Origin of the sequence: Halomonas sp. PAMB 3264 (assembly GCF_031954245.1) — a bacterium.
GTDB lineage: Bacteria > Pseudomonadota > Gammaproteobacteria > Pseudomonadales > Halomonadaceae > Vreelandella.
Genome location: NZ_CP134866.1, coordinates 2,971,968 through 2,994,504, shown reverse-complemented (window position 1 = coordinate 2,994,504; position 22,537 = coordinate 2,971,968). Strand labels below are relative to the sequence as shown.

19 protein-coding genes are annotated in these 22,537 nt (G+C 60.0%); 11 read left to right on the top strand and 8 right to left on the bottom strand.

The annotated features are described in order from the left end of the window. Positions 1 to 3: 3 nt before the first annotated feature. The 6 genes from RN347_RS13520 to RN347_RS13495 all read right to left on the bottom strand — a co-directional run bounded on the left by RN347_RS13520 (position 4) and on the right by RN347_RS13495 (position 7,383). On the bottom strand, positions 4 to 1,269 hold the full coding sequence (locus RN347_RS13520) for an amidohydrolase family protein (RefSeq protein WP_311958573.1): 1,266 nt from the start codon (positions 1,267 to 1,269) through the stop codon (positions 4 to 6). Continuing rightward, positions 1,269 to 2,228 carry a PDR/VanB family oxidoreductase gene (locus RN347_RS13515; protein ID WP_311958572.1) on the bottom strand — a complete coding sequence of 320 codons (960 nt, stop codon included), beginning with the start codon at positions 2,226 to 2,228 and terminating at the stop codon, positions 1,269 to 1,271. Before RN347_RS13515 ends, RN347_RS13520 begins: the two co-directional genes overlap by 1 nt. A 70-nt stretch (positions 2,229 to 2,298) precedes the next feature. After that, positions 2,299 to 3,000 (bottom strand): TetR family transcriptional regulator C-terminal domain-containing protein, encoded by a 702-nt coding sequence (locus RN347_RS13510; RefSeq protein ID WP_311958571.1) that lies wholly within the window; start codon positions 2,998 to 3,000, stop codon positions 2,299 to 2,301. 516 nt (positions 3,001 to 3,516) lie between these two features. Further along, positions 3,517 to 4,992, bottom strand: a complete 1,476-nt coding sequence (locus RN347_RS13505; RefSeq protein WP_311958570.1) for an NCS1 family nucleobase:cation symporter-1 — start codon at positions 4,990 to 4,992, stop codon at positions 3,517 to 3,519. An 81-nt stretch (positions 4,993 to 5,073) separates the two neighbouring features. Continuing rightward, positions 5,074 to 6,435: an NCS1 family transporter gene (locus tag RN347_RS13500; RefSeq protein ID WP_263586267.1), complete on the bottom strand. Its 1,362-nt coding sequence runs from the start codon at positions 6,433 to 6,435 to the stop codon at positions 5,074 to 5,076. A gap of 192 nt (positions 6,436 to 6,627) precedes the next feature. Next, positions 6,628 to 7,383, bottom strand: a complete 756-nt coding sequence (locus tag RN347_RS13495; RefSeq protein WP_311958569.1) for an aspartate/glutamate racemase family protein — start codon at positions 7,381 to 7,383, stop codon at positions 6,628 to 6,630. Positions 7,384 to 7,638: 255 nt separating this feature from the next. Here RN347_RS13495 and puuE point away from each other — a divergent pair, with 255 nt between their 5' ends. Both puuE and RN347_RS13485 read left to right on the top strand, forming a co-directional pair. Further along, entirely contained in the window at positions 7,639 to 8,583 is a 945-nt protein-coding gene (gene puuE, locus RN347_RS13490) for an allantoinase PuuE (protein ID WP_311958568.1), read from the top strand. A 20-nt stretch (positions 8,584 to 8,603) separates the two neighbouring features. Then, a complete protein-coding gene (locus tag RN347_RS13485) occupies positions 8,604 to 9,467 on the top strand; it encodes a MurR/RpiR family transcriptional regulator (RefSeq protein WP_263586270.1) in 864 nt (287 codons plus the stop codon). A gap of 7 nt (positions 9,468 to 9,474) precedes the next feature. On the opposite strand, the gene RN347_RS13480 is transcribed toward RN347_RS13485, so the two are convergent. Further along, positions 9,475 to 10,914 carry a YfcC family protein gene (locus RN347_RS13480; protein WP_311958567.1) on the bottom strand — a complete coding sequence of 480 codons (1,440 nt, stop codon included), beginning with the start codon at positions 10,912 to 10,914 and terminating at the stop codon, positions 9,475 to 9,477. A 241-nt stretch (positions 10,915 to 11,155) separates the two neighbouring features. Here RN347_RS13480 and RN347_RS13475 point away from each other — a divergent pair, with 241 nt between their 5' ends. The 4 genes from RN347_RS13475 to RN347_RS13460 all read left to right on the top strand — a co-directional run bounded on the left by RN347_RS13475 (position 11,156) and on the right by RN347_RS13460 (position 14,618). After that, on the top strand, positions 11,156 to 11,977 hold the full coding sequence (locus RN347_RS13475; RefSeq protein WP_311958566.1) for a bifunctional allantoicase/(S)-ureidoglycine aminohydrolase: 822 nt from the start codon (positions 11,156 to 11,158) through the stop codon (positions 11,975 to 11,977). A gap of 29 nt (positions 11,978 to 12,006) precedes the next feature. Continuing rightward, positions 12,007 to 12,498 (top strand): ureidoglycolate lyase, encoded by a 492-nt coding sequence (locus RN347_RS13470; protein ID WP_311958565.1) that lies wholly within the window; start codon positions 12,007 to 12,009, stop codon positions 12,496 to 12,498. Positions 12,499 to 12,573: 75 nt separating this feature from the next. After that, positions 12,574 to 14,076, top strand: a complete 1,503-nt coding sequence (gene pyk, locus RN347_RS13465) for a pyruvate kinase (protein WP_311958564.1) — start codon at positions 12,574 to 12,576, stop codon at positions 14,074 to 14,076. Further along, a complete protein-coding gene (locus RN347_RS13460; protein WP_311958563.1) occupies positions 14,073 to 14,618 on the top strand; it encodes a DUF192 domain-containing protein in 546 nt (181 codons plus the stop codon). The genes pyk and RN347_RS13460 overlap by 4 nt, the downstream gene beginning before the upstream one ends. Before the next feature lie 19 nt (positions 14,619 to 14,637). Here the strand turns inward: RN347_RS13460 and RN347_RS13455 are convergent, their stop codons facing one another. Further along, a complete protein-coding gene (locus RN347_RS13455; RefSeq protein ID WP_263586276.1) occupies positions 14,638 to 15,498 on the bottom strand; it encodes a DMT family transporter in 861 nt (286 codons plus the stop codon). A 171-nt stretch (positions 15,499 to 15,669) separates the two neighbouring features. Here RN347_RS13455 and RN347_RS13450 point away from each other — a divergent pair, with 171 nt between their 5' ends. From RN347_RS13450 to RN347_RS13430, 5 genes are all read left to right on the top strand, one after another. Then, positions 15,670 to 16,680, top strand: a complete 1,011-nt coding sequence (locus tag RN347_RS13450; RefSeq protein ID WP_311958562.1) for a DctP family TRAP transporter solute-binding subunit — start codon at positions 15,670 to 15,672, stop codon at positions 16,678 to 16,680. A 53-nt stretch (positions 16,681 to 16,733) separates the two neighbouring features. Further along, complete coding sequence (locus RN347_RS13445; RefSeq protein WP_263586278.1) at positions 16,734 to 17,213, top strand: TRAP transporter small permease; 480 nt, start codon at positions 16,734 to 16,736, stop codon at positions 17,211 to 17,213. Then, positions 17,203 to 18,507 carry a TRAP transporter large permease gene (locus tag RN347_RS13440; protein WP_311958561.1) on the top strand — a complete coding sequence of 435 codons (1,305 nt, stop codon included), beginning with the start codon at positions 17,203 to 17,205 and terminating at the stop codon, positions 18,505 to 18,507. Before RN347_RS13445 ends, RN347_RS13440 begins: the two co-directional genes overlap by 11 nt. A 277-nt stretch (positions 18,508 to 18,784) precedes the next feature. Continuing rightward, positions 18,785 to 19,765: a TAXI family TRAP transporter solute-binding subunit gene (locus tag RN347_RS13435; protein ID WP_263586280.1), complete on the top strand. Its 981-nt coding sequence runs from the start codon at positions 18,785 to 18,787 to the stop codon at positions 19,763 to 19,765. 162 nt (positions 19,766 to 19,927) lie between these two features. Beyond that, positions 19,928 to 22,525 carry a TRAP transporter permease gene (locus RN347_RS13430; protein WP_311958560.1) on the top strand — a complete coding sequence of 866 codons (2,598 nt, stop codon included), beginning with the start codon at positions 19,928 to 19,930 and terminating at the stop codon, positions 22,523 to 22,525. Positions 22,526 to 22,537: the final 12 nt, after the last annotated feature.

Genomic DNA, 22,537 nt, shown 5'->3' with positions numbered 1-22,537 from the left:
ATATTAATTAAAAAAAAGTTCGTTCTTTGAAGGACTTATGCCGGCATGTAATCTCGTGCGCTTCAAGTCACTAGGCCAACTCCAAATTGATTCTGTATTAAAGAGCAGCCATTCCTGTTCAGGGCCGATCTCTTTAGTTGATAGCTTTCCTGCAATGGCCGAGCTAGAGCAAATAGCTTGAGACCAGCTATCGAATACATCGGTTAAATGGGCGCCTAAAATACTTAGGCGGAGCATTTCGAGAGGATCGTAATTGCCTAATGGATAAAAAGCGTCCTGTACATTGTCGCTTGCAAGAAGGCAGGGAATGCCGCGCGCACTGGCCTCTTTCAATAACGTAATGCCACGTAAGCGAGGCGTACGACTGGTATGCGTGTCTTGAAGGAAAAGATTACTAGTGGGTAGCGCGATGATGGTGATTGGATGATGAGCTGCGCGATCCAGTAGTGCTAATGAGTCTTTATACTCTTTGCTTGAAAGCGCACAGAGATGGCCACATACGATACGGCCACTAAATGTATGAGAACGAGCTTCAAGCGCATCGAGCAAACATTCGAGACCTTTTGCATTTGCAGATAGCTCTTCATCTATATGTAGATCGAGATCGACTCCCCATGTGTCGGCAAGCTCCACTAAATTGTAAATGGCTTGGGCATCGAAGTTGCTACTGTGGATGAAAGCTCCCATGGCCGCATCTTTGCTGACGAAGACTTCTTTAATAATCCGCGTGGCATCTCCTTCGTTCGACAGGATATCAAGCGGCACAAGTGCAATACGTTGTAAGCGAATTTTTTCCTTCCAATTCTCGGCTTGTTCAGCCAGTAGCGGCCAAGCCAACGGTATGCTGTTCGCGTCAATCCAGTCCACGTGGCTGCGAACGAGGCGGGTGCCGGCATCATAGGCTTGCATTAACGCTCTCTCGCTTCTCGCGAACAGATCCTTAGAGCTCCAGTGAGCTTTACGGTCGGCATGCATAGCCGATATCGCGCTCAAAAGACCCGGATCAATATCGCCCAGCCGATTGCGAGTGTATGTTTTATCAAGGTGCACGTGTGCATCGATGAGAGGCGGCAATACCAGTCGCCCTTCAACGTCCAGCGCTCCGGTTTTAGTAACGTCATTCGTTTGCATGGGGCAAGGGAAACCAAACATTCCTCCCTCGAGGTTTACGGTTCCCAGTTGTGGATGACCACCTACTTCTGGCCAATTCGACGGCAAATACCATCGTGGTAACCGCATGCCGGTAATAAGCGTTAGTGGGCTATTCATCAAAGTTCCAGTGTTAAACGGTCGGAGCGACAGCTACCGCAGCACAGAGCGATATATTCCGCACGCTCCTCGTCATCCAGACATTGATCGCCGTGGACGGGGTCGCCGTCACACCAGGGAACGACACAGCTTCCGCAAATACCTTGTTCACAGGCACTCTCTACATGAATTCCTGCCTCTCTTACCGCTGACAATAGAGAGCTCCCAGGCTTTACGTGCAATAAGCGATCACTTTCACTCAGGTAAAGCTCATAAGCCGTAGTGGAAACAGGCTCGTCTGCGTTAAATCGTTCCTCATGCCAGTGTGCTAAAGGCACGTCACTGCACTGATCTCGCACACTATTGATAAGTCCGGTTGGGCCGCAGCAGTAAACGTGTGTACCGGTGGGAAGCGTTTTAAGACGTGAGGCGACATCGAGAAGTTTTCGTGGGCTTGTACAAAGCTCAACTGGCCAGCTTTTTTGGTCAAGTAATTGTCGAAAAGGCATGTCGATTTCGTTTGACGATGCAATGTAAAACGAAAATGGCGTGTCCTCTCGACTCAATTGATACGCCATTGCAATGAGCGGTGTTAACCCAATACCGCCACCCACTAGCAGGTGGTGAGGGGCATGATCAACCAGCTCGAACATATTGTAGGGAGCGCTTACCTGAAGCGTGGCATTGGGCGTGGCAATTTGGTGAAGTGCTTTGGAGCCACCTTGACCGTAGGGGTCCAGCTTAACCGCGATTTCGTAGTGGCTACGTTGAGCCGGATCACCGCATAACGAGTAGGCTCTGCACAGCTGATCACTGATTTGAATGTAGATATGGGCACCGGCTTTGTAAGCAGGTAAAGCACTTTTGCTTGGGCGCTGTAAATGGAGGCTCAAGATATCCGCAGTTAAATATTCTCTCTTGATGACCGTCAGTGGTTCAAAATCTAAAGAAGGCATAGTTTGACCATTTAAATTGTACATTTGGTCAAACCATGTGCATTAATCATGCCAGTTCGGCTGGGTTGAAAAAAGAACTCGCTATAGAAAGCTATTATGTAGGTATGCCACATCCCATTAGCACAAAGGTGACCAGCTCCTGCTCTATTTTCGAGCAGGTATCCGAGTCTGATAAAGGCGAGTCCATCAGTAATTCAGCCTGCATGGTGTAATCAGAATAGTACTGGGTAAGCGCCCATATATGCATGATGAGTAAACGTCCATCCAGCGTACGCATTTCTCCATTGCTCACCCAGCGCTGAATATGCAGCACTTTGGAATGTGTATTGGCAATAGAGTACGGCCAATATTTTTCCAAGCGCTCACCGCCACTGAGTATCTCCATGGTAAAGATTCGCGACAGCTCCGGGTTCTCGAGCGCAAACCTGAATTTAAGACGCACAAAGGTTGAAATAGAATCCCGAGCACTCATGTCAGGATGAGCATCAAAACTGAATATGGTGCGCCAGCTATCAAGCACCTTGCCAAGGACTTTGGAATAAAGGGCTTCTTTGTCTTCGATATAGTAATGAAGCTGAGACTTTTTGAGGTTGGCGCGCGCAGCGATCGCCTGTGTAGAGACACCCTGAAAACCGTACTGACTGAACTCAATAATTGCAGCGTCAATAATTTTGTTCATTGTCTCCTGACGGCTTTGTTTGGAGCGCTGTGTTCGTTGATCAATTTTTGCCACTTTTGCACCATATTCGTGAAATTGTGAGCCCGGTGCACCGTAATGACTGATACCCTTACCCACCAGATATTATGCTTTTTATCCTATCGAGCTTAAGCATAATGTACAGAGTAAGGAGTATTTTACCTCTAATGAGCTTATGTCAAAACGAAAGCCGATAATGTGCCGCCTTAAAACAGAGGAAGGGGGGCGGAGTTGATAATTATTTCAATCAGAAATAGTCGTGGAGATTCATGAGATTTGTAGTGCTTCCTTGAAGATTTAAGCTCACGAGATACTCATCATAACAATCCCCAAGTGTGTATGGCATCAGACGGCGATCGGTAGTTGGATGACACGTGGGCGTCGTAACCTTCCACGTTGTCTTGGATGGTCTGACTCCCTGACCTCCTTTTTGGAGAACTCCTGTTAATGCGATGACAGCGTATTTATGAGACCTTGATAGCATTTTCAAGTAATGTTCTTAAGCCGTAGTCCGAAGTGAGGCCATAAGAAAATGAGTTGTCGTAGACGAGTCGTTTTATAAAAAAGCGCCACTGATCCGAATCAATGGTGCTTTAATACTTATCATCCAGCGCCTCAGTTGCCCTGATGGCTCACCGCCGGCGTCGATTTAAACTCGCGCATCAGCACGTAGTAAATCAGCCCGCCCAAACCGGCACCAATCAGCCAGCCGTAGCCACCGAGCCCGGAAAGCGCGGGTACCAGCACGGTGGAAAGCGAGAACGCCGCCGCCCCCACGAAGGCGATCAGGGCGCGCTTGTTCCAGCCTTTGGTGTAGTAGTAGGCGCTGTTGCGCTCGGAAGAGAAGAGCTCCTCCATGTTCAGGTGCTGGCGCTTGATCAGGTAGTAATCCACCACGATGATCCCGTAGAAGGGCGCCACCACCGCGCCAAGCGCGTTCACAAAGCCCGGCACGCCGATCTGGCTGATCACCGATACCCACAGCGCGCCGACGAAAAACGCGATGATCGCGGTGATCAAACCGCCGGTCTTGAAGCTGATCCTGCTGGGGAACAGGTTCGCCAGGTCGTACGCCGGCGGGATGAAGTTGGCCACCAGGTTGATGCCGACGGTCGCGGCGAAGAAGGTCAGCGCGGCGACGATGGTCAGCGGCAGCGAGTCGACCCGCTCGACGATGTCTGCCGGATTGGTCAGCGCCTCGCCGAACAGCACCAGCGTGCCGGCGGTGATGATCAGCGCGATGAAGGAGAAAAACGCCACGTTCAGCGGCAGGCCCAACAGGTTGCCAAGCTTCATCTGCCGCTCGGTTTTCACGAAGCGGGTGAAGTCACCGAAGTTGATCACTACCGCCGCGAAGTAGGCGATCATGGTGCCGACAATGGCGAAAAACGCCGCCACGGCGCCACCATCCGGCTCGCCGCTGCCGCTGAAAATGGTGCCGATGGCAGGCAAAAGCTCATCGCCGGCCTGGTACCAGACCACGCCCATCAGCACCAGCATGACCACGTAAACGAGCGGCCCCGCCCAGTTCAAAAAGTGCTTGATGCGCTCGATTCCCTGCCAGAAGATCGCGATCTGAAACACCCACACGATCACGAACGACACCCAGGCCACCGGGGAGAGCCCCAAAAAGCTTGCGCCGCTCGGCTCACCAATGAAGGCGGTGATCAATAGCGCCACCGCCGTCGAAGCGAAGTAGGTCTGCACGCCGTACCAGAATATACCCACGATGGCGCGCAGCATGGCGGGCAGGTTGGCGCCGCGCACCCCAAGGCTCGCCCGCACCATGACCGGAAACGGAATGCCGTATTTCACGCTGGGCTTGCCGGTCAGGTTGACCAGAAACATCACCACCACGCCGGCGAGAATGATCGCCGCCATCACCGCCCAGCCGTTCAGGCCATATGTTAGAAAAAGCGACGCGGCCAGGGTGTAGCCGAACAGGCTCTGAATGTCGTTGGACCAGACGTTGAAGATCTCAAAAGCGCCCCAGCTACGCGCCTCGGGCTTTAACGGGGCGAGGTCTTCGTTGTAAAGGCTTGGGTCGATACGCTTGATATCGAGTCCACTCGGGGACGGTTGCTCATGCATGGTGACATCCTGTGCGGGTATTTGGCGTTGTGATTGAAGCGATATAAAAAGGCCGCCCGAGGGCGGCAGGGGAACAAACGGTTATTGCGTAAAGCGTTGGCAGGCGGACCAGCGCGCCATGAGCAGGTAGTACACCGCGCCCGCCGGAATCAGGCTTGCGTACCAGGAGACCGCCGAGAACATCAGTGCGGCGACGATGCCCACCGCCATGGCGATCACCGCGGCCAGGTTGACGCCTTTGTAGGGGCCTTGCGGATCGTAGAGCTTGTCGAGATCCAGCGTACGCCGGCGAATCAGATAGTAATCCACCACCAGAATCGCGAAGATCGGGCCAAGAAAGGCGGAGTAGGTTTGCACGAACAGCTGAAGCCCGGCGGCGGATTCCGGCTGCACCAGCTTCCAGGGGAAGGTGGCGAAGGCCAGCAGGCCGACCAGAATGGAGGCCGTCGGAAAGCGCATCTTGAACACGTCCATCAGCACGTAGGTCGGCGGCACCACGTTGTTGAGCACGTTGGTGGTCACCTGAGCGAAGGCGATGAACAAAAGCGTGGTCATCAGAAGCGGCGTGTTATCCACGGCGTTGGCGAATACCTGGATGGGGTCGGCGGTGCCGGTCGCCTCGGACACCATGTAGCCAATCAGCCCCATGAACAGCGTGCAGGGCAGAATCGACATGGCGTAGATGGTGGTCAACAGGCCGCCGCCGGTGCCTTTTTCATGCTCGCGCGAATAGTCGCTGACGTTGAGCATCATGGTGCTGTAGATGCCGAGAAACAGCATCGTCGCGCCCCAGAACGGCATGCCCCAGGAGCCTTCCATGGTGAACAGACTCGCCGACAGCTCGTCGCCGTAGCGCTGTACCGTGGCATAGAACATGTAGGTCAGCGAGCACAGGATAAACGCGCTGCCGATGTTCTCGAGCCACTTGATGCCCTGAAACCCGGTCACCGACAGCGCGATCTGCAGAAGCTGGAAAGCGATGAAGAAAAACACCAGATTGTCGAAGCCGAACAGCGTGGCTGACACCATGTTCAGCGCCCCCGCGCCGATCCAGCTCTGAAAGCCGTACCACACCACCGCAGGCACCGCGCGAACGAGGCCCGGAATGCGCGTGCCGGTGAAGCCGAAAGCGGAGCGCGCCTGCACCATGAAGGGAATGCCGTACTTGTAGCCGGCCGCGCCGTTGATCGCCAGCGCCACACCGATGACGAAGCAGCCGATGGCGATGGCAAGGGTGGCCTGTAAAAGGTTGAGCGTGCCCACCACGCTCGACCCCATGGCGAAGGTGCCAATCGACACGCAGCCACCGAACCAGGCCAGAAAGTAGGAGCCGCGCCCCATGATGCGGGTTTGCTGCGGCGCCAGGCTCTCGGCGCCCATCGCTTTTTGGGCGGCGTCCGCCGGCGGGTGGGATGTTTCCGAGGTCAAACCAGACGTGTTCATCGTACCGTCCTCGCAAGATATTCGATGTTATAGTTTTGCCCGATGGCTCGGGCGACGCTTGCGGCGTGGCGTGCTAACGGTGTTCGTATTGTCGTTATGGATGCTGCTTGTATCGATCAAACGGTACTGCTGTATCAGCGATTCTGCCTGCTTGGCGCTGCTTCGTAATTAACGGTTGCCTGGTGATGAGCGCTACGCGCCTGGCGGCAGCTCGAGGTTCGAATAGTTGCTGAACCTGCCGGTAAAAGTTTTCGCGCGCGGGTAGTCCAGATCGCCGTGCTTGCTGGTATGAAGGCCAAGCCCCACCAGCGACTCGGCAAGCTTCAGTGCGGCGCTGACGCCTTCGACGACCGGAAGGCCCACCTCGCGGCTGATCGCCTGGGTCAAATTCGCCATGCCGCCGCAGCCCAGTACGATCGCGCCGATACCGTCCTCATCGCGAGCTCGGCAGCACTCGGCGACGATGCGCTTGAAGGCCGCGTCCGGGTCGTGTTCGAGATCGAGCACCGGAATTTCCGCGGCGCGAATGCGCCGGCAGTGGTGGCTAAAACCGTACTGCTCTAAAAGATGCTCGGCGATGATGCCGGTGCGCCCCAGCGTGGTGACGATCGAAAAGCGCGTGCTGATCAGGGTCGCCAGGTGAAACCCGGCCTCGGCGATGCCGATCACCGGCGCGCGGGTCAGCTCGCGGGCGGCCAGAAGCCCGGGGTCGCCAAAGCAGGCCACGATATAGGCATCGATCCCGCCTTCGCGCTCGCCCTTGAGCACCTCCTCGGCCACGCCCACGGCGCTCACCGCCTCGTCGAAATGGCTTTCGATCGATACCGGCCCGGCCTCGGGCTGTGTGGCGCTCAGCGTCGTGCCTTCGCTTTTCAGAGCCTCGGCGGCGCGATGAATGGCTTGGGTCATCGAGGCGGTCGTGTTGGGATTGATGATGCGTATATGCACGTTGAGCGACTCACAGGTAAACGATTAAAAGTCATCTTGTATACGAAAATAAGGCGCTTTAAATCACGGCGCAACCCTTTTAACGTTGAACCATAGTGTAAGACCCAAACGTCCCACAGCACGGTATAAGCGCTTTGAGAAAGCGTTGAAACATGGCGAATGAAAGCTGTTGGATTGCCAGCGCGTTGCGACCGGGCGTCGAACTGTTTACCTTGTATACAAAGAAGTCCCGCCAACAATCAGGGAGATACCACGATGTCCACGAAAGAGCAGACCGCCAGTTTCTATCCGCGCGACCTGGTCGGCTACGGGCAAAAGACGCCCCACGCCAACTGGCCTGGCAAGGCAAAAATCGCCGTACAGTTCGTGCTTAACTATGAAGAGGGCGGGGAAAACTCGGTGCTGCATGGCGACGTCGGCTCCGAGCAGTTTCTTTCCGAGATCATCGGGGCAGCGAGCTACAGCTCGCGCCATCTCAGCATGGAGTCGATCTATGAATACGGCTCGCGCTCAGGCGTCTGGCGTATCCTGCGTGAATTCGAGCGTCGCGGTCTGCCGCTGACCGTGTTCGGCGTGGCCATGGCGCTGGAGCGCCACCCGGAAGTGGCCCACGCCTTCAAGGAGCTGGGCCACGAAATTGCCTGCCATGGCTACCGTTGGATCCACTATCAGGAAGTGCCCGAACACATCGAACGCGACCACCTGCAAAAGGCGATGGATATCTTCGAGCGCCTTTATGGCGAGAAGCCCGAGGGCTGGTACACCGGTCGCGACAGCCCCAACACCCGGCGGCTGGTGGTCGACGAAGGAAGCTTTTTGTATGACAGTGACTACTACGGCGACGACCTGCCGTTCTGGAGCCGCGTGACCGACAGCCAGGGCAGCGATCATAACCATCTGATCGTGCCCTATACGCTCGACACCAACGACATGCGCTTCGCCTCGCCGCAGGGCTTCAACACCTCGGATCACTTCTTTAGTTATCTGCGCGACGCCTTCGACGTCCTCTACGCCGAAGGTGAGGAAGCGCCTAAAATGCTCTCCGTGGGCATGCACTGCCGCCTGCTGGGACGCCCCGGGCGCTTTCGCGCGCTGCAGCGCTTTCTGGACCACATCGAAGCCCACGACCGCGTCTGGGTGACGCGCCGTGTGGACATCGCCCGCCACTGGGCCGAGCACCACCCGGCGCCGGCACTTTAACCTTATCCGTTTGGAGAGCCATGACGCCCCATATAGGACAGCGCATCGCCGCCCAGTTCGAATCGCTTAGCGCTCAGGAACAGCGGGTGGCGAGCTTCATTCTGGATCACTTCGACGATCTGGCCGTCTACAGTGCCGCGGACCTGGCGCGGCTGACCGGCGTTTCGAAATCGACCGTTAGCCGCCTGTTCAAGCGGCTGGGGTTCGAGAGCTTTCGCAACGTCAAAACGCACGCCCGTCAGCTTCGAAACCTGGGCGTGCCGCTGGTCATCGAATCCGATGCCATGGCAGAGGAAGGCGGGGGCGCCCTGGCGCGTCACCTTCAGCGCGAGCAGGAAAACCTGCAGCGCGGCTTGGGCCGGTTGGATACGGGCGATATAGCAAGCGCAGTCGACGCGCTTTGCTCGGCGCGCCAGGTAGTGGTGATGGGATTTCGCAACAGCTACCCCTTGGCACTACACTTTCGCCAGCAGCTGATCCAGGCACGGGCTCAGGTGCGTCTGGCCCCACAGCCCAACCAGTCGCTTGCCGAGGAAATCGTCGATCTCACCACCGACGACGTCGTGGTGCTGTTCGGTTTTCGCCGGCGGCCGAAAGGGTTTGACTCCCTGGTTGAAACGCTCGAGCGCTCGTCCCCCCGCGTTCTTTTGGTGGGTGACCCTACGGCCGTTGCCTTTGCCTCGCGGGTCGATTGGTTTTTAGAAACACCCCTTGAAAGTATTTCGGCCTTTGATAGCTACGCCACGGCTAATAGTTTGATCGCGTTGATCGCCAACGCTTGCCTTCATGAAGGTCTGGCAGAAGGCCGTAAGCGGATCAACGCGATTAGTGAAAGCTACGATGCGCTCGACGAACTCGAGCGCTCCGCTTTCACCTTCGACTAGCCGTATCTTATCCGGTCCATTGCGTTGCCTGGGCGAAGACCAAAAAGCCCAGCGCAATGACGATCCAGACACAGAATAGCGGGAAGAAAAATTTTACCCATTTTTGCCAAGGCACGCCGGCCAGTGCGAGCGTCGCCATGAAATAGCCGGAGGTAGGATAAAGAATATTGCCTATTCCATCACCGAGCTGGTAGGCCAGCACGGCGGTCTGGCGGGTAACGCCGAGAATGTCTGAAAGCGGCGCCATTAGCGGCATGGTAACCAGTGCCTGACCACTGCCAGAAGGTACGATGAAGTTGAACCCGAGCTGTGCGAAAAACATGCCGATGGCTGAAAGCAACGTGGGCAACTCGCCGACCAGGTTACCCAACCCGAACACCAGCGTGTCCATGATCTGACCGTCTTCGAGCATGACCGCGACGCCCCGAGCGACACCGGCAATCATTGCGCCCACCAGAACGTCGCGAAAGCCCTGATTGAAACCAGCGCAGATCTCGTCGGTATCGAGCCCCGCGATCACCCCGACGACAATACCCATGATGATGAATAGCCCTGCCATTTCCATCATGAACCAGCCTTGGCGCAGTACTCCGTAAACGAGCAGCGCGAAGAAGGCAAACGTCGCCGCTGCCGCCAGCTTCTGGCGCAAGTTTGCACGCAGCGCCGGCGTGGTCGCGCCGTGCTGATAGCGTGCGCGTTTTTCGCTTTCCTCTGGATCAGCGGCCATGAGCCCGGATGTCGGGTCGGCATGAACTCGACGGGCATAGCGCATGACGAAAAAAATCGCCGCGGCCAGCATGACAACAAACGCCAAAATACGTAGCCCGTAACCGGAGTAGAGCGGCAGTGCCGAGAGCTGCTGGCCGAGCCCGGTGTTGATCGGATTGAGCACGCCGGTAGTGAATCCCACCGTGGTAGCGCACAGCGCCACAGCGGCGGCGGTCAACGAGTCAAAGCGCAGCGCGATCATCAGCGGCAATATTACAGGTACGTATACGAGCGCCAGTTCCTGGGTACCAATGACCGTGGCGATGGCGGCGAAAACGGTCATGAGCACCGGTATGGTGAGTACGCCACGGCGCGAGAAGCGTCTCGTCAGCTTATCCACCCCGATCTCGATGATGCCCGTGCGGCGAAGGACCATGAACATGCCGCCGATCATGAAGGTAAAGAAGACGACTTCGCCGGCGCTCATCAGCCCGTTAGGAATGGCCAACATGAAGTCGACCCAGCCGACCGGCGTAGAGTCGATCTGCTGATACGAGTTCGGGTCGATCGTGATCCGTCCGGCAGGGCCAGGCACGCGCTCAAACTGCCCAGCAGGTACGAAATGTGTGGCAATGGCCGCCAGCGCGATAAAAACGAAAAGTACGGCATAGATGTCGGGAATGCGGCACCAGCTCTTTTTGGCGGGCGATGGGGGGCGAGATATATCTTGGCGATCCATTGAGTGCCTCGTACCAGTGGGCCGCTATAGCAGCCTCTGTTGTGTTTTAAAAAACGGCAGAGCCATATGTTCCTGTTGACGTTCGAATCAGCCCAAACACGTGGGTTGAAACAAAAGTTGTTATAGAAGTTACTATTGGGAGATATGTTTCACAAGCGTTCAATAATGGCTACGCTTCATTATGTTCGCTAAATCTTGTATACAAGACGGGTCCATTTGTTCCTTACCATCAGAGTCAACAATGTCCAATAACTACTACGCCCCCCAGGGCGGCCATCCGCCGCAGACTCAGCTCACCGCCGACCGGGCGGTGTTCACCGAGGCTTACGCGCTGATTCCGAAAGGGGTGATGCGCGATATCGTGACCAGCAACCTGCCGTTTTGGGAAAGCACCCGGGCCTGGGTGCTGGCGCGGCCACTCTCCGGCTTCGCCGAGACGTTTTCGCAGTACATCATGGAAGTGCAGCCGGACGGCGGCAGCGACAAGCCCGAGCTCGACCCGAAAGCCGAAGGCGTGCTGTTCGTGGTCGAAGGCGAGCTCACGCTGACCCTCGAAGGCGAGCGCCACGTCATGGCGCCCGGCGGCTACGCCTTCATTCCGCCGGCCAGTAATTGGCAGGTGCGCAACGACACCCGCGCGCCCGTGCGCTTTCACTGGATTCGCAAGGCGTATGAGTATGTCGAGGGCATCGACGTGCCCAATGCGTTCGTGACCAACGAGCAGGAGATCTTGCCCAACGAGATGCCGGGCACCGACGGGCGCTGGTCGACGACCCGCTTTGTTGACCCGGCAGATGTGCGCCACGACATGCACGTGACCATCGTCAACTTCCAGCCCGGCGGCGTGATTCCCTTCGATGAAACCCACGTCATGGAGCATGGCCTCTACGTGCTGGAAGGCAAGGCGGTGTATCACCTGAACCAGCAGTGGGTCGAGGTGGAAGCCGGCGACTTCATGTGGCTGCGCGCCTTCTGCCCGCAGGCCTGCTACGCCGGCGGCCCGGGCCCGTTTCGTTACCTGCTTTACAAGGATGTGAACCGCCACGCGGCGCTCAAGTTTTAACTCACCCGCCCAGGCCAAAGGAGTTTGATATGCTCGAACTGACCGCCGCGCCGCTGACCGCGGAAACCTTCGCCCCCTTTGGCGAGGTGATCGACGCCCGAACGTCGCCCTCGTTTGCCATCAACGCCGGGCGCACCCAGCGCCACCATGATCTGGCGCGGGTGGAAATATTAGGCGAGAACGCCCACACGCTGATCAACATTTTCGTCAGCCAGCCAGTGACGCTGCCTTTGGAACTCACCTTTCTGGAGCGCCACCCCCAGGGCAGCCAGGCCTTCATGCCGCTGCACGGCGAGCGCTTTATCGTCGTGGTGGCGCCCAAGGGCGATACGATCGACCCACGCGAGGTGCGCGCGTTCGTGACTGATGGCCGCCAGGGCGTGAACTACGCCGCGGGCACCTGGCACGCGATCAACTCGGTGCTCGAGTGCGAGGGCGAGTTTCTGGTGGTCGACCGGGGCGGGGAGGGCGCCAACTGCGACGAATACCCGCTCGAGATCGTGGTGGCTCTCGACGAATAGCGGCGAGGGCGTTTGCCTGTTCGTCACATTAATTTGCTAAGCTGTCAGCCAACTTCACCAACGATCAGGACTTCCATGAGCCAGCGCACCGCACCGCCCATTCGCCGTACCAAGATCGTCGCTACGCTCGGCCCCGCCAGCGACCGCGAAGGCGTTCTCGAAGCCATGTTGAAGGCGGGGGTGGACGTGGTGCGTCTCAACTTCTCCCATGGCACCGCCGATGACCACCGCGAAAGACTCACGCGCGTGCGCGAGATTGCCGCGCGGCTGGGGAGAAGCGTGGCCGCTTTGGGTGATTTGCAGGGCCCGAAGATTCGCATCGCGCGCTTCAAGGAAGGAAAGGTGGTGCTCGGGGAGGGCCAGCCCTTCGTGCTCGATATGACGATGGATAGCGACGCCGGCGATATTCACGGCGTCGGCTGCGACTACAAGACCCTGGCCGAGGACGTGGCTGCTGGCGACCGGCTACTGCTCGACGACGGCCGCGTGGTGCTCGATGTCACCCGTGTCGAGGGCCAGCAGGTGCATACCGAGGTCGTGGTCGGCGGCAAGCTCTCCAACCACAAGGGCATCAACAAGCAGGGCGGCGGGCTCTCCGCGCCGGCGCTGACTGACAAGGACAAGGCGGATCTCAAGACCGCCGTCGAGATCGGCGTCGATTATCTGGCGATCTCCTTTCCGCGCTCGGCCGCGGACATGCAGGAAGCCCGGCGCCTGCTGGGTGACGAGGGCGCCGAGATCGGCCTGGTCGCCAAGGTGGAGCGCGCCGAGGCGGTGGCGGACGAGGCCACGCTCGACGGCATCATCGAGGCCTCGGAAGCGGTGATGGTCGCCCGGGGCGATCTGGGCGTGGAGATCGGCGATGCCAAACTGGTCGGCGTGCAAAAGCGCATGATCAAGCGGGCCCGCACGCTCAACCGCGCGGTGATTACGGCGACCCAAATGATGGAAAGCATGATTTCGGCGCCGCTGCCGACCCGCGCCGAGGTGTTCGACGTGGCCAACGCCGTGCTCGACGGCAGCGACGCGGTGATGCTCTCCGCCGAAACCGCCGCCGGCGACTACCCGGTCGAAACCATTCAGGCGATGGCACGGGTGTGTCTGGGCGCCGAGCGTGAGCGTACCGTTCAGGAGTCCGGTCACCGCATCCACGAAGGCTTCACCCAAGCCGACGAGACCATCGCGCTCTCCGCGATGTACGCCGCCAACCACATGAAAGGCGTGGTCGCGATCGCCTGCATGACCGCCTCGGGCTATACGCCGCTGATCGCCTCGCGCATCAGTTCGGGCCTGCCGATCGTGGGCCTGGCCCATAACCCCATCGCCCAGCGGCGCATGGCGCTTTATCGCGGCGTGGTGTCACTGCCTTTCGATACCTCTCGGATGAGCGCGACCGAGCTCAACGACCGGGCGCTCGAGATGCTCGTCAAGCAGGGCGTGGCACGCCCCGGCGATCACGTCATTTTGACGCGCGGCGATCACATGAATGCCCACGGCGGCACCAATACCATGAAGGTGATGTCGATTTCCGATCAGCATCAAGGCGCCCGCGAAAGCGCAAGCGGAGACGCCTCATGAACCTGTCGCGTCGCAAACTCATCAAAACCGCGCTGGGCGCGGCGCTCGTCGCCAGCGTAGCGACCCCCGCCTTCAATCTCTTCGCCGCCGAGCCAGAGGGGGCGAAAGCGGCGGCACCAGAGGCCGGGACGCTGCCGCTGACCATTCACACCGAGCAGGGCCCGCATCGGCTGGATGTCGAAGTGGCCGAGACGATCTCGCAGCGCCAAAAAGGGCTGATGGGACGCGAGCACCTGTCCGAAGAGCGCGGCATGCTGTTTCGCTTCGAGCGCGAGCAGCCCGCGGGCAATGCCTTCTGGATGTTCAATACGCTGATCGCGCTGGATATCGCCTTCATCGATGACCAGGGGCGGATCGTCGCGATCAACACCATGCCCCCGTGCGAGTCCGAGGCCGCCCGCGAGTGCCCAACCTACCCGGCGGGCGCGCCGTTCACCTCGGCGCTGGAGGTCAACGCCGGCTACTTCGAGGCGCGCGGTATTCAGGTGGGCGACTGCGTCTCCGTGCCGGCGCTGGCCGGCTTCTGCCGGCCCGACGCCTGAATGCTCGCCCGGTGGTGACCTAAACCGCCGGGCGGCGCTTTTTAAAACGCAGTAGAATCAGCCCCACCCCGGCGACCACCAGGCCGCCGCCGGCAAGCTTGTGTACGCCCAGAGGATCGCCCATCAGAAGCGCCCCCAGCCCCACCGCCAGCACCGGTACCAGCAGCGTCATCGGCACCACCTTGTTGACCGGGTGGCGGCGCAGCAGCGCGTACCAGATGCCGTAGGCAAGGATCGACGACATCACCGCGGTATAGAATACCGCGCCCCAGCCGGCCAGGCCCGCCGAGCGAATGGCCTGCCACTGCCCGTTCTCGAAAAGCCAGGAGCCGAGCGCGACCTGGGGCACTGCGAATAGCGCGATCCAGCCCGCCAGCGCCAGCGGCGCGATGGCTGGGCCGCGCTTGATCAAAAGCTGCGACACCGCCCAGCCCAGCGCGCTCAAAAGCAGAATGCCAAGCGGCAGCGGCGAGGGCAGCGTGGGGCCACCCGCCAGCACCACCACGCCAGCAAACGATAGCAACAGTCCCGCCAGCCGCTTGGGCCCCAGCTTCTCCTTGAGAAAGACGACCGCCAGAATCGTCGCAAACGGCGTGCCCATCTGTACCAAAAGCGCGCCGGTGCCCGCCTCGGACTGACCAAGGCCGATGAACAGCATGGCGAAGTGCAGCGTCCCAAAGGTGACGGACAACAGCAGCAGAAACGGCAGCTGGGCGCGCGGCACCGGATAGAAGGGCACCAGCAGAAGGGCGACCAGCGCAAAGCGCAGCGTGGTCATCAACAGCGGCGGAAGTTCCGCCACGCCCACCTTGATGACGACGATATTGAGCGCCCAGATGGCCACGACCAGAAGGCCCAGAAGTAAATCGCGTAGCGGCACGGCAGTGTCCTGTCGTTGAAAAGAGGATGATTCAAAGTGGCGCGACCATCATAACAGCCCGGCTCTCTTCCCTTCGCCCTTCAAGTGCCTACAATAGGCGAGGCGCACGCGGGCCAACGACCGCCGCGCCCTTGCACATCCCCTATAAAAACCAGATAAAAAGGAATCCTCATGACGCTGACACGCCACCTCTCCCGCGCAGGCCTGGGCCTGACCGGTGCCGCGCTCTTGACGCTGGCCGTTTCCGCCCAGGCGCGCGAGCTTTCCGTCTCCACGGTGCTGTCCGACGCCTTCCCCTGGGGGCAGGCGGCAGAAAAATGGGCCGAACTTTTGGAAGAGCGCAGCGACGGCGAGCTGACGCTGCGGGTTTACCCCAACTCGCAGCTGGTCTCCGGTGATCAGACCCGCGAGTTCTCCGCCATGCGCTCCGGACTGATCGATGCCGCGGTGGGCTCGACCATCAACTGGTCGCCCCAGGTGCCGGAGCTCAATTTGTTCTCGCTGCCGTTTTTCATCCCCGATGTCGCCGCCGTCGACGCGGTGACTAAAGGCGAGGCGGGCGAGATGGTGTTCGAGGCGATCGAGTCGCGCGGTATCGTGCCGCTGGCCTGGGGCGAGAACGGCTTTCGCCAGGTCTCCAATTCGAGCGGCCCGATCAGCGCCCCGGACGACCTCGACGGGCTCAAGATTCGCGTCGTCGGCTCGCCGCTGTTCCAGGACACCTTTGCAGCCCTGGGCGCCGACCCGACCCAGATGAGCTGGACCGACGCCCAGCCCGCGCTGACCACCGGCGCCGTCGACGGCCAGGAGAACCCGCTGTCGGTGTTCGACGCCGCGCGCATCGACCAGGTCGGTCAGGAGTACCTGACGCTCTGGAACTACATGAATGATCCGCTGATCTTCGCGGTCAACCAGCAGGTGTGGGGCTCACTGAGTGAAGAGGAGCAGACTTGGCTTCGCGAAACCGCCGAAGAGGCCGGCGCCTGGGAAATCAGCATGACCCGCGAGCAGGAGAGCGAGCGCCTGGCGGCGATCGAAGAGCGCGGCGTCACCGTCACCGAGCTAAGTGATGACGAGTACCAGGCCTTTCGTGAGGCAACCCAAAACGTCCTGGAAAAGTGGGCGCCGCGCATCGGCGAGGAGCTCATGGAGTCGGCGCAGTCGGCCATCGACGCGCGCTAAGCGCCAGATCCGCTACCGGCGTTGGCCGGTAGCGCTACCCTTTAGAGGCTACCATGCAACCATTTTCCGATGCGCGCCTCGAGCGCTGGCTGGGCGCGCTATCGTTGATCGTCATTTCGCTGATCAGTCTGGGTAACGTGGTGACGCGCTACCTGACCGGCGGTTCGTTCTCGTTTACCGAAGAGTTTTCCGTGTTTTTGCTGGTGGTGCTGACCTTTGCCGGCGCCAGCGTGGCGCTCCGGCGCAACCGCCATATTCGCATCAGCTTTCTCGAGCGCATGCTGCCCGAAAAATGGCGCGGCGCGCTGATTCTTTTTCAAGGCGCCTGCGGGCTTCTGGTGCTGGCGCTGATTACCTGGTACGGCGGCAAACTCGCCTTTCAGGAGTATCAGTGGGAGTCGCTGTCGCCCGGGCTTGGACTGCCCCAGTGGTGGTATCTGGTGTGGCTGCCGGTGCTCTCGGCGCTGATGCTTTGGCGCCTCGTTCAGCAGACCCGCGAACGATTGAGCGGAGACCTGCGCGATGACCCCTGATCTCTGGATGCTGCTCGCCTTCGCCGGGCTCTTGATCGCCGGGGTGCCGGTGGCGTTTTCGCTGGCGCTGGCGGGCTCGGTCGGTATCGTTACCGGGCTTTCGCCGGATATGCTGGCAACGCTTGGCACCAACACTTACAACAGCATCGCCAAATACCCGTTGATCGCCATTCCGCTGTTCATTTTGACCGGGCTGATCTTCGAGCGCTCCGGCGTGGCGCTGCGTCTGGTGCGCTTCGCCCAGGCGCTGATCGGCCCGCGCCACGGCGGCCTTGCGCTGGTCGCGGTGCTGGTGTGCATGATCATGGGCGGCATGTCAGGCTCCGGCCCGGCGGATGCGGCGGCCGTGGCGATGGTGATGCTGCCGAGCATGACGAAGGCGGGCTACCCCAAGCCGTTTTCCGCCACGCTGATTGCGGCCTCCGCCTCCACCGCGATTCTGATTCCGCCCTCGGTGGCGCTGATTCTCTACTCCATCGTGGTACCCGGCGTGGATCTTCGCGCGCTGTTCGCCGCCGGACTCTTCCCCGGCATTCTGGCGGGACTTTCGCTGCTGATACCGGCGATGCTGCTGGCCAAGCGCTACGGCTGGGAGGGCAGCACGCCGCAGAGCGATGCCGAGCGCCTGAGCGTGGGCGCGGCGTTCAAGCAGGCGCTGCCGGCGCTGTTTGCCCCGGTGCTGATTCTCGGCGGGCTGCGCTCGGGGCTATTCACACCGACCGAGGCGGCGGTCGTCGCGGTCGCCTACGGCACGCTGGTGGGGCTTTTTCTCACGCGCGAGCTCTCGCTCAAGGATCTCTGGGTGCTGCTGGGCGAGGCGGCGATCATCTCCGGCGTCGTGATGCTGATCATCGCACTGGCCGGGGTGTTCGCCTGGGCGGGCACCATGCTCGGCACCTTCCGTCATTTGGCGGAGTGGATGATCGGGCTGACCGACAACGGCGCGCTGCTGCTAGTACTGGTGATGCTGACGGTGCTGATCGCCGGGATGCTGCTCGATGCCATTTCGATCTATTTGATCCTGATGCCGATTCTGATTCCGGTCATGCAGCACTTCGAGTGGAACCCGGTGTGGTTCGGTATTTTGCTGGCCATGAATATCGCCATCGGCCAGTTTACACCGCCGGTAGCGGTGAATTTGATGGTCACCACGGAAGTGGCAAAGATCCGTCTCGAGCATACGCTGGGCTGGGCGCTGGTGTTCGTTGCCGCCATGGCCTGCGCGATGGCCATCGTGGCGCTGTTTCCCGGTATCGCGCTCTGGCTGCCAACGGTGCTGGGTTACAACGTGTAGAGCCCGGGATAGCGGCTGGCGCCAGCGTTTAAAATGCGCGTGAGGCTAAACGTGCGTTTGACCGGGGATTTCATATACTCGGTCGAAAGAGGGGACGCGTTTTCGCCAAGGGTTGAATTTTTCGCTAAAGTGAATGAACCTTTGCCGCCGATTGGCAGAGTCGCTCCATAGAGTTAACAGACTGTCTCACAAGCGTTTTGAACGGTATCGCCCAAGGGATCCGATAAACGGGTGGTTTAAAACGAATAATGCTCACAAAAGAGAAAGAGGTGTGCCCATGAAGCGCCATGTATTTTCGACCGCAGCCTTTTCAGGCGCGCTGATTGCCGCGGCAAGCTTTGCAAGCCCGGCGGTTGCCCAGGAACGCTACATCACCATTGGTACCGGCGGTCAGACCGGCGTGTACTACGTCGTCGGCCAGTCGGTGTGCCGCATGGTCAACCGCGGCAGCGAAGAGCACAACATTCGCTGTAACGCGCCGTCCACCGGCGGCTCGGTCGCCAACGTCAACGGCATGAAAAACGGCGACCTGGACATGGGTGTGGTGCAGTCTGACGTGCAGTACCGCGCTTACAACGGCGAAGCCAACTTCGAAGAAGAGGGCCCGTGGGAAGAGATGCGCGCCGTTTTCACCATGCACGGCGAGCCGCTCACCGTGGTCGCCCGTGCCGACGCCGGTATCGAGAACATCAGCGATTTCCCGGGCAAGCGTGTGAACATCGGTAACCCCGGTTCTGGTCAGCGCAACACCATGGACGTGGTGATGGACGCCTTTGGTTGGGACGAAGATACCTTCGCGCTCGCCTCCCAGCTCGACGCCGCCGAACAGGCCGCTGCGCTGTCTGACAACAACATCGACGCCATGGTCTACGTGGTCGGCCATCCCAACGGCTCCATCCAGGAAGCGACCACCACCATCGATGCCAAGCTGGTCTCGGTGACCGGTGACGAAATCGACAGCCTGATCGAAGAGTATCCCTACTACACCCGCTCCGTGATTCCGGGCGGTCTGTACCGCGGCAACGACGAAGACGTCGAAACTTTCGGCGTGGCGGCGACGTTCGTCTCCTCCACCAATGTCGACGAAGACGTGATCTACGAAACCGTGAAAGCCGTGTTCGAGAACTTCGACCGCTTCAAGCGCCTGCACCCGGCGTTCGAGAACCTGAACGAAGAAGACATGATCTCCGACGGCCTGACCGCGCCGCTGCACGCCGGCGCCGAGCGCTACTATCGTGAGCGCGGCTGGATCGAGTGAGCCGACAAGCGCTAGGCGGCAGGTACCGATAGCGCCTTGAGAGAACGACAAGCGCGGGCGCCCAGGGTGTCCGCGCTTTCGTTGGAAGCGACGTTATACATCACGTCGAAAGCGTCGCCTACGGCGCGATCGACCGGCGCGGATCTTGAAAAGGACAAGCGTATGCAAGACGAAAAAACATCCTCGGGCGCCGCGCGAAACGACCTGGACGATATGGTTGCCTCGAGCGATACCGGCGCGCGCAAACCGTTGGGGGCGCCGGGCAAGCTGTTGGTGGGTATTGCCGCCGTCTGGTCGCTGTTCCAGCTCTGGATCGCCTCGCCGCTGCCTTACATGCTGGGGTTTGGCGTGTTCAGCGCGACCCAATCGCGTTCGATCCACCTGGCCTTTGCGCTCTTTCTTGCCTTTATGGCCTACCCCGCGCTCAAGCGCTCGCCGCGCGACCGCGTGCCGCTGCAGGACTGGGCGTTCGCCGCCGTGGCCGCGTTCTGCGGTGCTTACCTGTTCATCTTTTATGACGATCTCGCCACCCGAGCCGGGCGCCCAATCACCCAGGACATCGTGGTCGGCGTGGTGGGTATCGTCATGCTGTTGGAGGCGACCCGGCGCGCGCTCGGGCCACCCTTGATGGTGGTCGCCGCGGTGTTTATCGCCTATTCGCTCTTTGGCCCTTACATGCCGGGTATTCTCGCGCACCGCGGCGTGAGCCTGGGCGGGCTGATCAACCACCAGTGGCTCGGCACCCAGGGCGTGTTCGGCATTGCGCTGGGGGTGTCGACCAGCTTCGTATTCCTGTTCGTCCTGTTTGGCGCGCTGCTCGACAAGGCCGGCGCCGGCAACTATTTCATCAAGGTGGCCTTCTCGATGCTGGGCCACTTCAAGGGTGGCCCGGCGAAGGCCGCCGTGGTGGCCTCGGGCATGACCGGTTTGATCTCCGGCTCCTCGATCGCCAATACCGTCACCACCGGCACGTTCACCATTCCGATGATGAAGCGGGTCGGCTTTAGCGCCGAAAAAGCCGGGGCGGTGGAAGTGTCGTCGTCGGTCAACGGTCAGATCATGCCGCCGGTCATGGGCGCGGCGGCGTTCTTGATGGTCGAGTACGTGGGCATCTCCTATGTCGAGGTCATCAAGCACGCGTTTCTGCCGGCGCTGATCTCCTATATCGCGCTGATCTACATCGTTCACCTGGAAGCGCTAAAGGCGGACATGCGCGGTTTACCCTCGGGCAACCCGCCGCGCCCGCTGTTGAACAAGGTGATCGGCTTTTTGACCGGGCTTTTACTGCTGATGGCGCTCTCCATCGGCGTCTATTACGGGCTGGGTTGGCTCAAGCCGGTGCTGGGCGAGGCGACCCCCTGGGTCGTATCGGTAGGGCTGGCGGTGATCTATATCGGCCTTTTGAAGATCGGCGCTCGCTACCCGGAACTCGAGGTCGACGACCCCAACCAGGCGGTGGTGAAGCTTCCACAAACCCGGCCGACGGTGATGGTGGGGCTTCATTACATTCTGCCGGTCGTCGTGCTGGTGTGGTGTCTGATGGTCGAGCGTCTTTCACCGGGGCTATCGGCCTTCTGGGCGACCGTGTTCATGATTTTCATCATGGTCACCCAGCGCCCGATCATCGCGCTCTTTAGAGGCCGTAGTCAGATGGCCGCCGACATCAAGGAAGGCCTTTGGGATCTCTGGGACGGCCTGGTCACCGGCGCGCGCAACATGATCGGCATCGGTATCGCCACCGCCACGGCGGGCATCGTGGTCGGTGCGGTGTCGCAAACCGGCGTGGGCCTGGTGCTGGCGGACGTGGTCGAGATTCTCTCCGGCGGCAACCTGATGGTGATTTTGCTGCTGACCGCGGTGCTGAGTTTGATTCTCGGTATGGGCTTGCCCACCACCGCCAACTATATCGTGGTCTCGGCCTTGATGGCGCCGGTGATCGTCATGCTTGGCCAGCAGAACGGGCTGATCGTACCGCTGATCGCGGTGCATCTGTTCGTGTTCTATTTCGGCATCATGGCGGACGTCACCCCGCCGGTGGGGCTGGCCTCCTTCGCCGCCGCGGCGGTCTCCGGGGGAGATCCGATCCGCACCGGCTTCCAGGCGTTCTACTACAGCCTGCGTACCGCAGCACTCCCGTTTCTGTTCATCTTCAACACCGACCTGCTGTTGATCGATGTCACCGTGGCTCAGGGCGTCGTGGTCTTCATCGTTGCAACCATCGCCATGCTGATCTTCGCGGCCGGCACTCAAGGGTACTTCATTACCCGCAACCGCTGGTACGAGTCGATTCTGCTGCTGCTGGTCGCGTTCACCCTGTTCCGTCCGGGCTTCTTCATGGATCGTATTCACAACCCGTATGATTCGGTCCCGCCGGCGCAGTTCGTCGAGGCGCTGGGGCGGGTAGATGAAGGCAGCAACCTGCGTATTCAGATCGCCGGCGAAGACGCCTTCGGCGCGCCGCTGACCACCTACATGCTGATACCGGTACCGGAGGGTGAAACCGGCGAAGAGCGTATGGAGAACCTGGGGCTGGAACTCTACACCGACGGCGACCAGACGCTGGTAGACATGGTCGAGTTCGGCAGCCCCGCAGCGGATCTGGGCCTGGATTTCGATCAGGAGATCATCGAGGTACTGGCCCCGGTGAATCGCTGGACGAAAGAGTGGATGTGGCTGCCGGCGCTGGGGCTGTTCGCGCTGGTCGTCCTATTGCAGCGCGGCCGTCGGCGCAAGGACGAGCCGGCACCCGCGGCGACGTGAAACGTCAGGAGA

What these genes read in the sequence shown, in the direction of transcription:
- RN347_RS13485 (WP_263586270.1), top strand. Translation starts at nt 8,604, where the DNA reads ATGACGCCCCATATAGGACAGCGCATCGCCGCCCAGTTCGAATCGCTT.
- RN347_RS13475 (WP_311958566.1), top strand. Translation starts at nt 11,156, where the DNA reads ATGTCCAATAACTACTACGCCCCCCAGGGCGGCCATCCGCCGCAGACT.
- RN347_RS13445 (WP_263586278.1), top strand. Translation starts at nt 16,734, where the DNA reads ATGCAACCATTTTCCGATGCGCGCCTCGAGCGCTGGCTGGGCGCGCTA.
- pyk (WP_311958564.1), top strand. Translation starts at nt 12,574, where the DNA reads ATGAGCCAGCGCACCGCACCGCCCATTCGCCGTACCAAGATCGTCGCT.
- RN347_RS13500 (WP_263586267.1), bottom strand. Translation starts at nt 6,435, where the DNA reads ATGAACACGTCTGGTTTGACCTCGGAAACATCCCACCCGCCGGCGGAC.
- RN347_RS13450 (WP_311958562.1), top strand. Translation starts at nt 15,670, where the DNA reads ATGACGCTGACACGCCACCTCTCCCGCGCAGGCCTGGGCCTGACCGGT.
- RN347_RS13480 (WP_311958567.1), bottom strand. Translation starts at nt 10,914, where the DNA reads ATGGATCGCCAAGATATATCTCGCCCCCCATCGCCCGCCAAAAAGAGC.
- RN347_RS13515 (WP_311958572.1), bottom strand. Translation starts at nt 2,228, where the DNA reads ATGTACAATTTAAATGGTCAAACTATGCCTTCTTTAGATTTTGAACCA.
- RN347_RS13430 (WP_311958560.1), top strand. Translation starts at nt 19,928, where the DNA reads ATGCAAGACGAAAAAACATCCTCGGGCGCCGCGCGAAACGACCTGGAC.
- RN347_RS13505 (WP_311958570.1), bottom strand. Translation starts at nt 4,992, where the DNA reads ATGCATGAGCAACCGTCCCCGAGTGGACTCGATATCAAGCGTATCGAC.
- puuE (WP_311958568.1), top strand. Translation starts at nt 7,639, where the DNA reads ATGTCCACGAAAGAGCAGACCGCCAGTTTCTATCCGCGCGACCTGGTC.
- RN347_RS13440 (WP_311958561.1), top strand. Translation starts at nt 17,203, where the DNA reads ATGACCCCTGATCTCTGGATGCTGCTCGCCTTCGCCGGGCTCTTGATC.
- RN347_RS13460 (WP_311958563.1), top strand. Translation starts at nt 14,073, where the DNA reads ATGAACCTGTCGCGTCGCAAACTCATCAAAACCGCGCTGGGCGCGGCG.
- RN347_RS13470 (WP_311958565.1), top strand. Translation starts at nt 12,007, where the DNA reads ATGCTCGAACTGACCGCCGCGCCGCTGACCGCGGAAACCTTCGCCCCC.
- RN347_RS13520 (WP_311958573.1), bottom strand. Translation starts at nt 1,269, where the DNA reads ATGAATAGCCCACTAACGCTTATTACCGGCATGCGGTTACCACGATGG.
- RN347_RS13435 (WP_263586280.1), top strand. Translation starts at nt 18,785, where the DNA reads ATGAAGCGCCATGTATTTTCGACCGCAGCCTTTTCAGGCGCGCTGATT.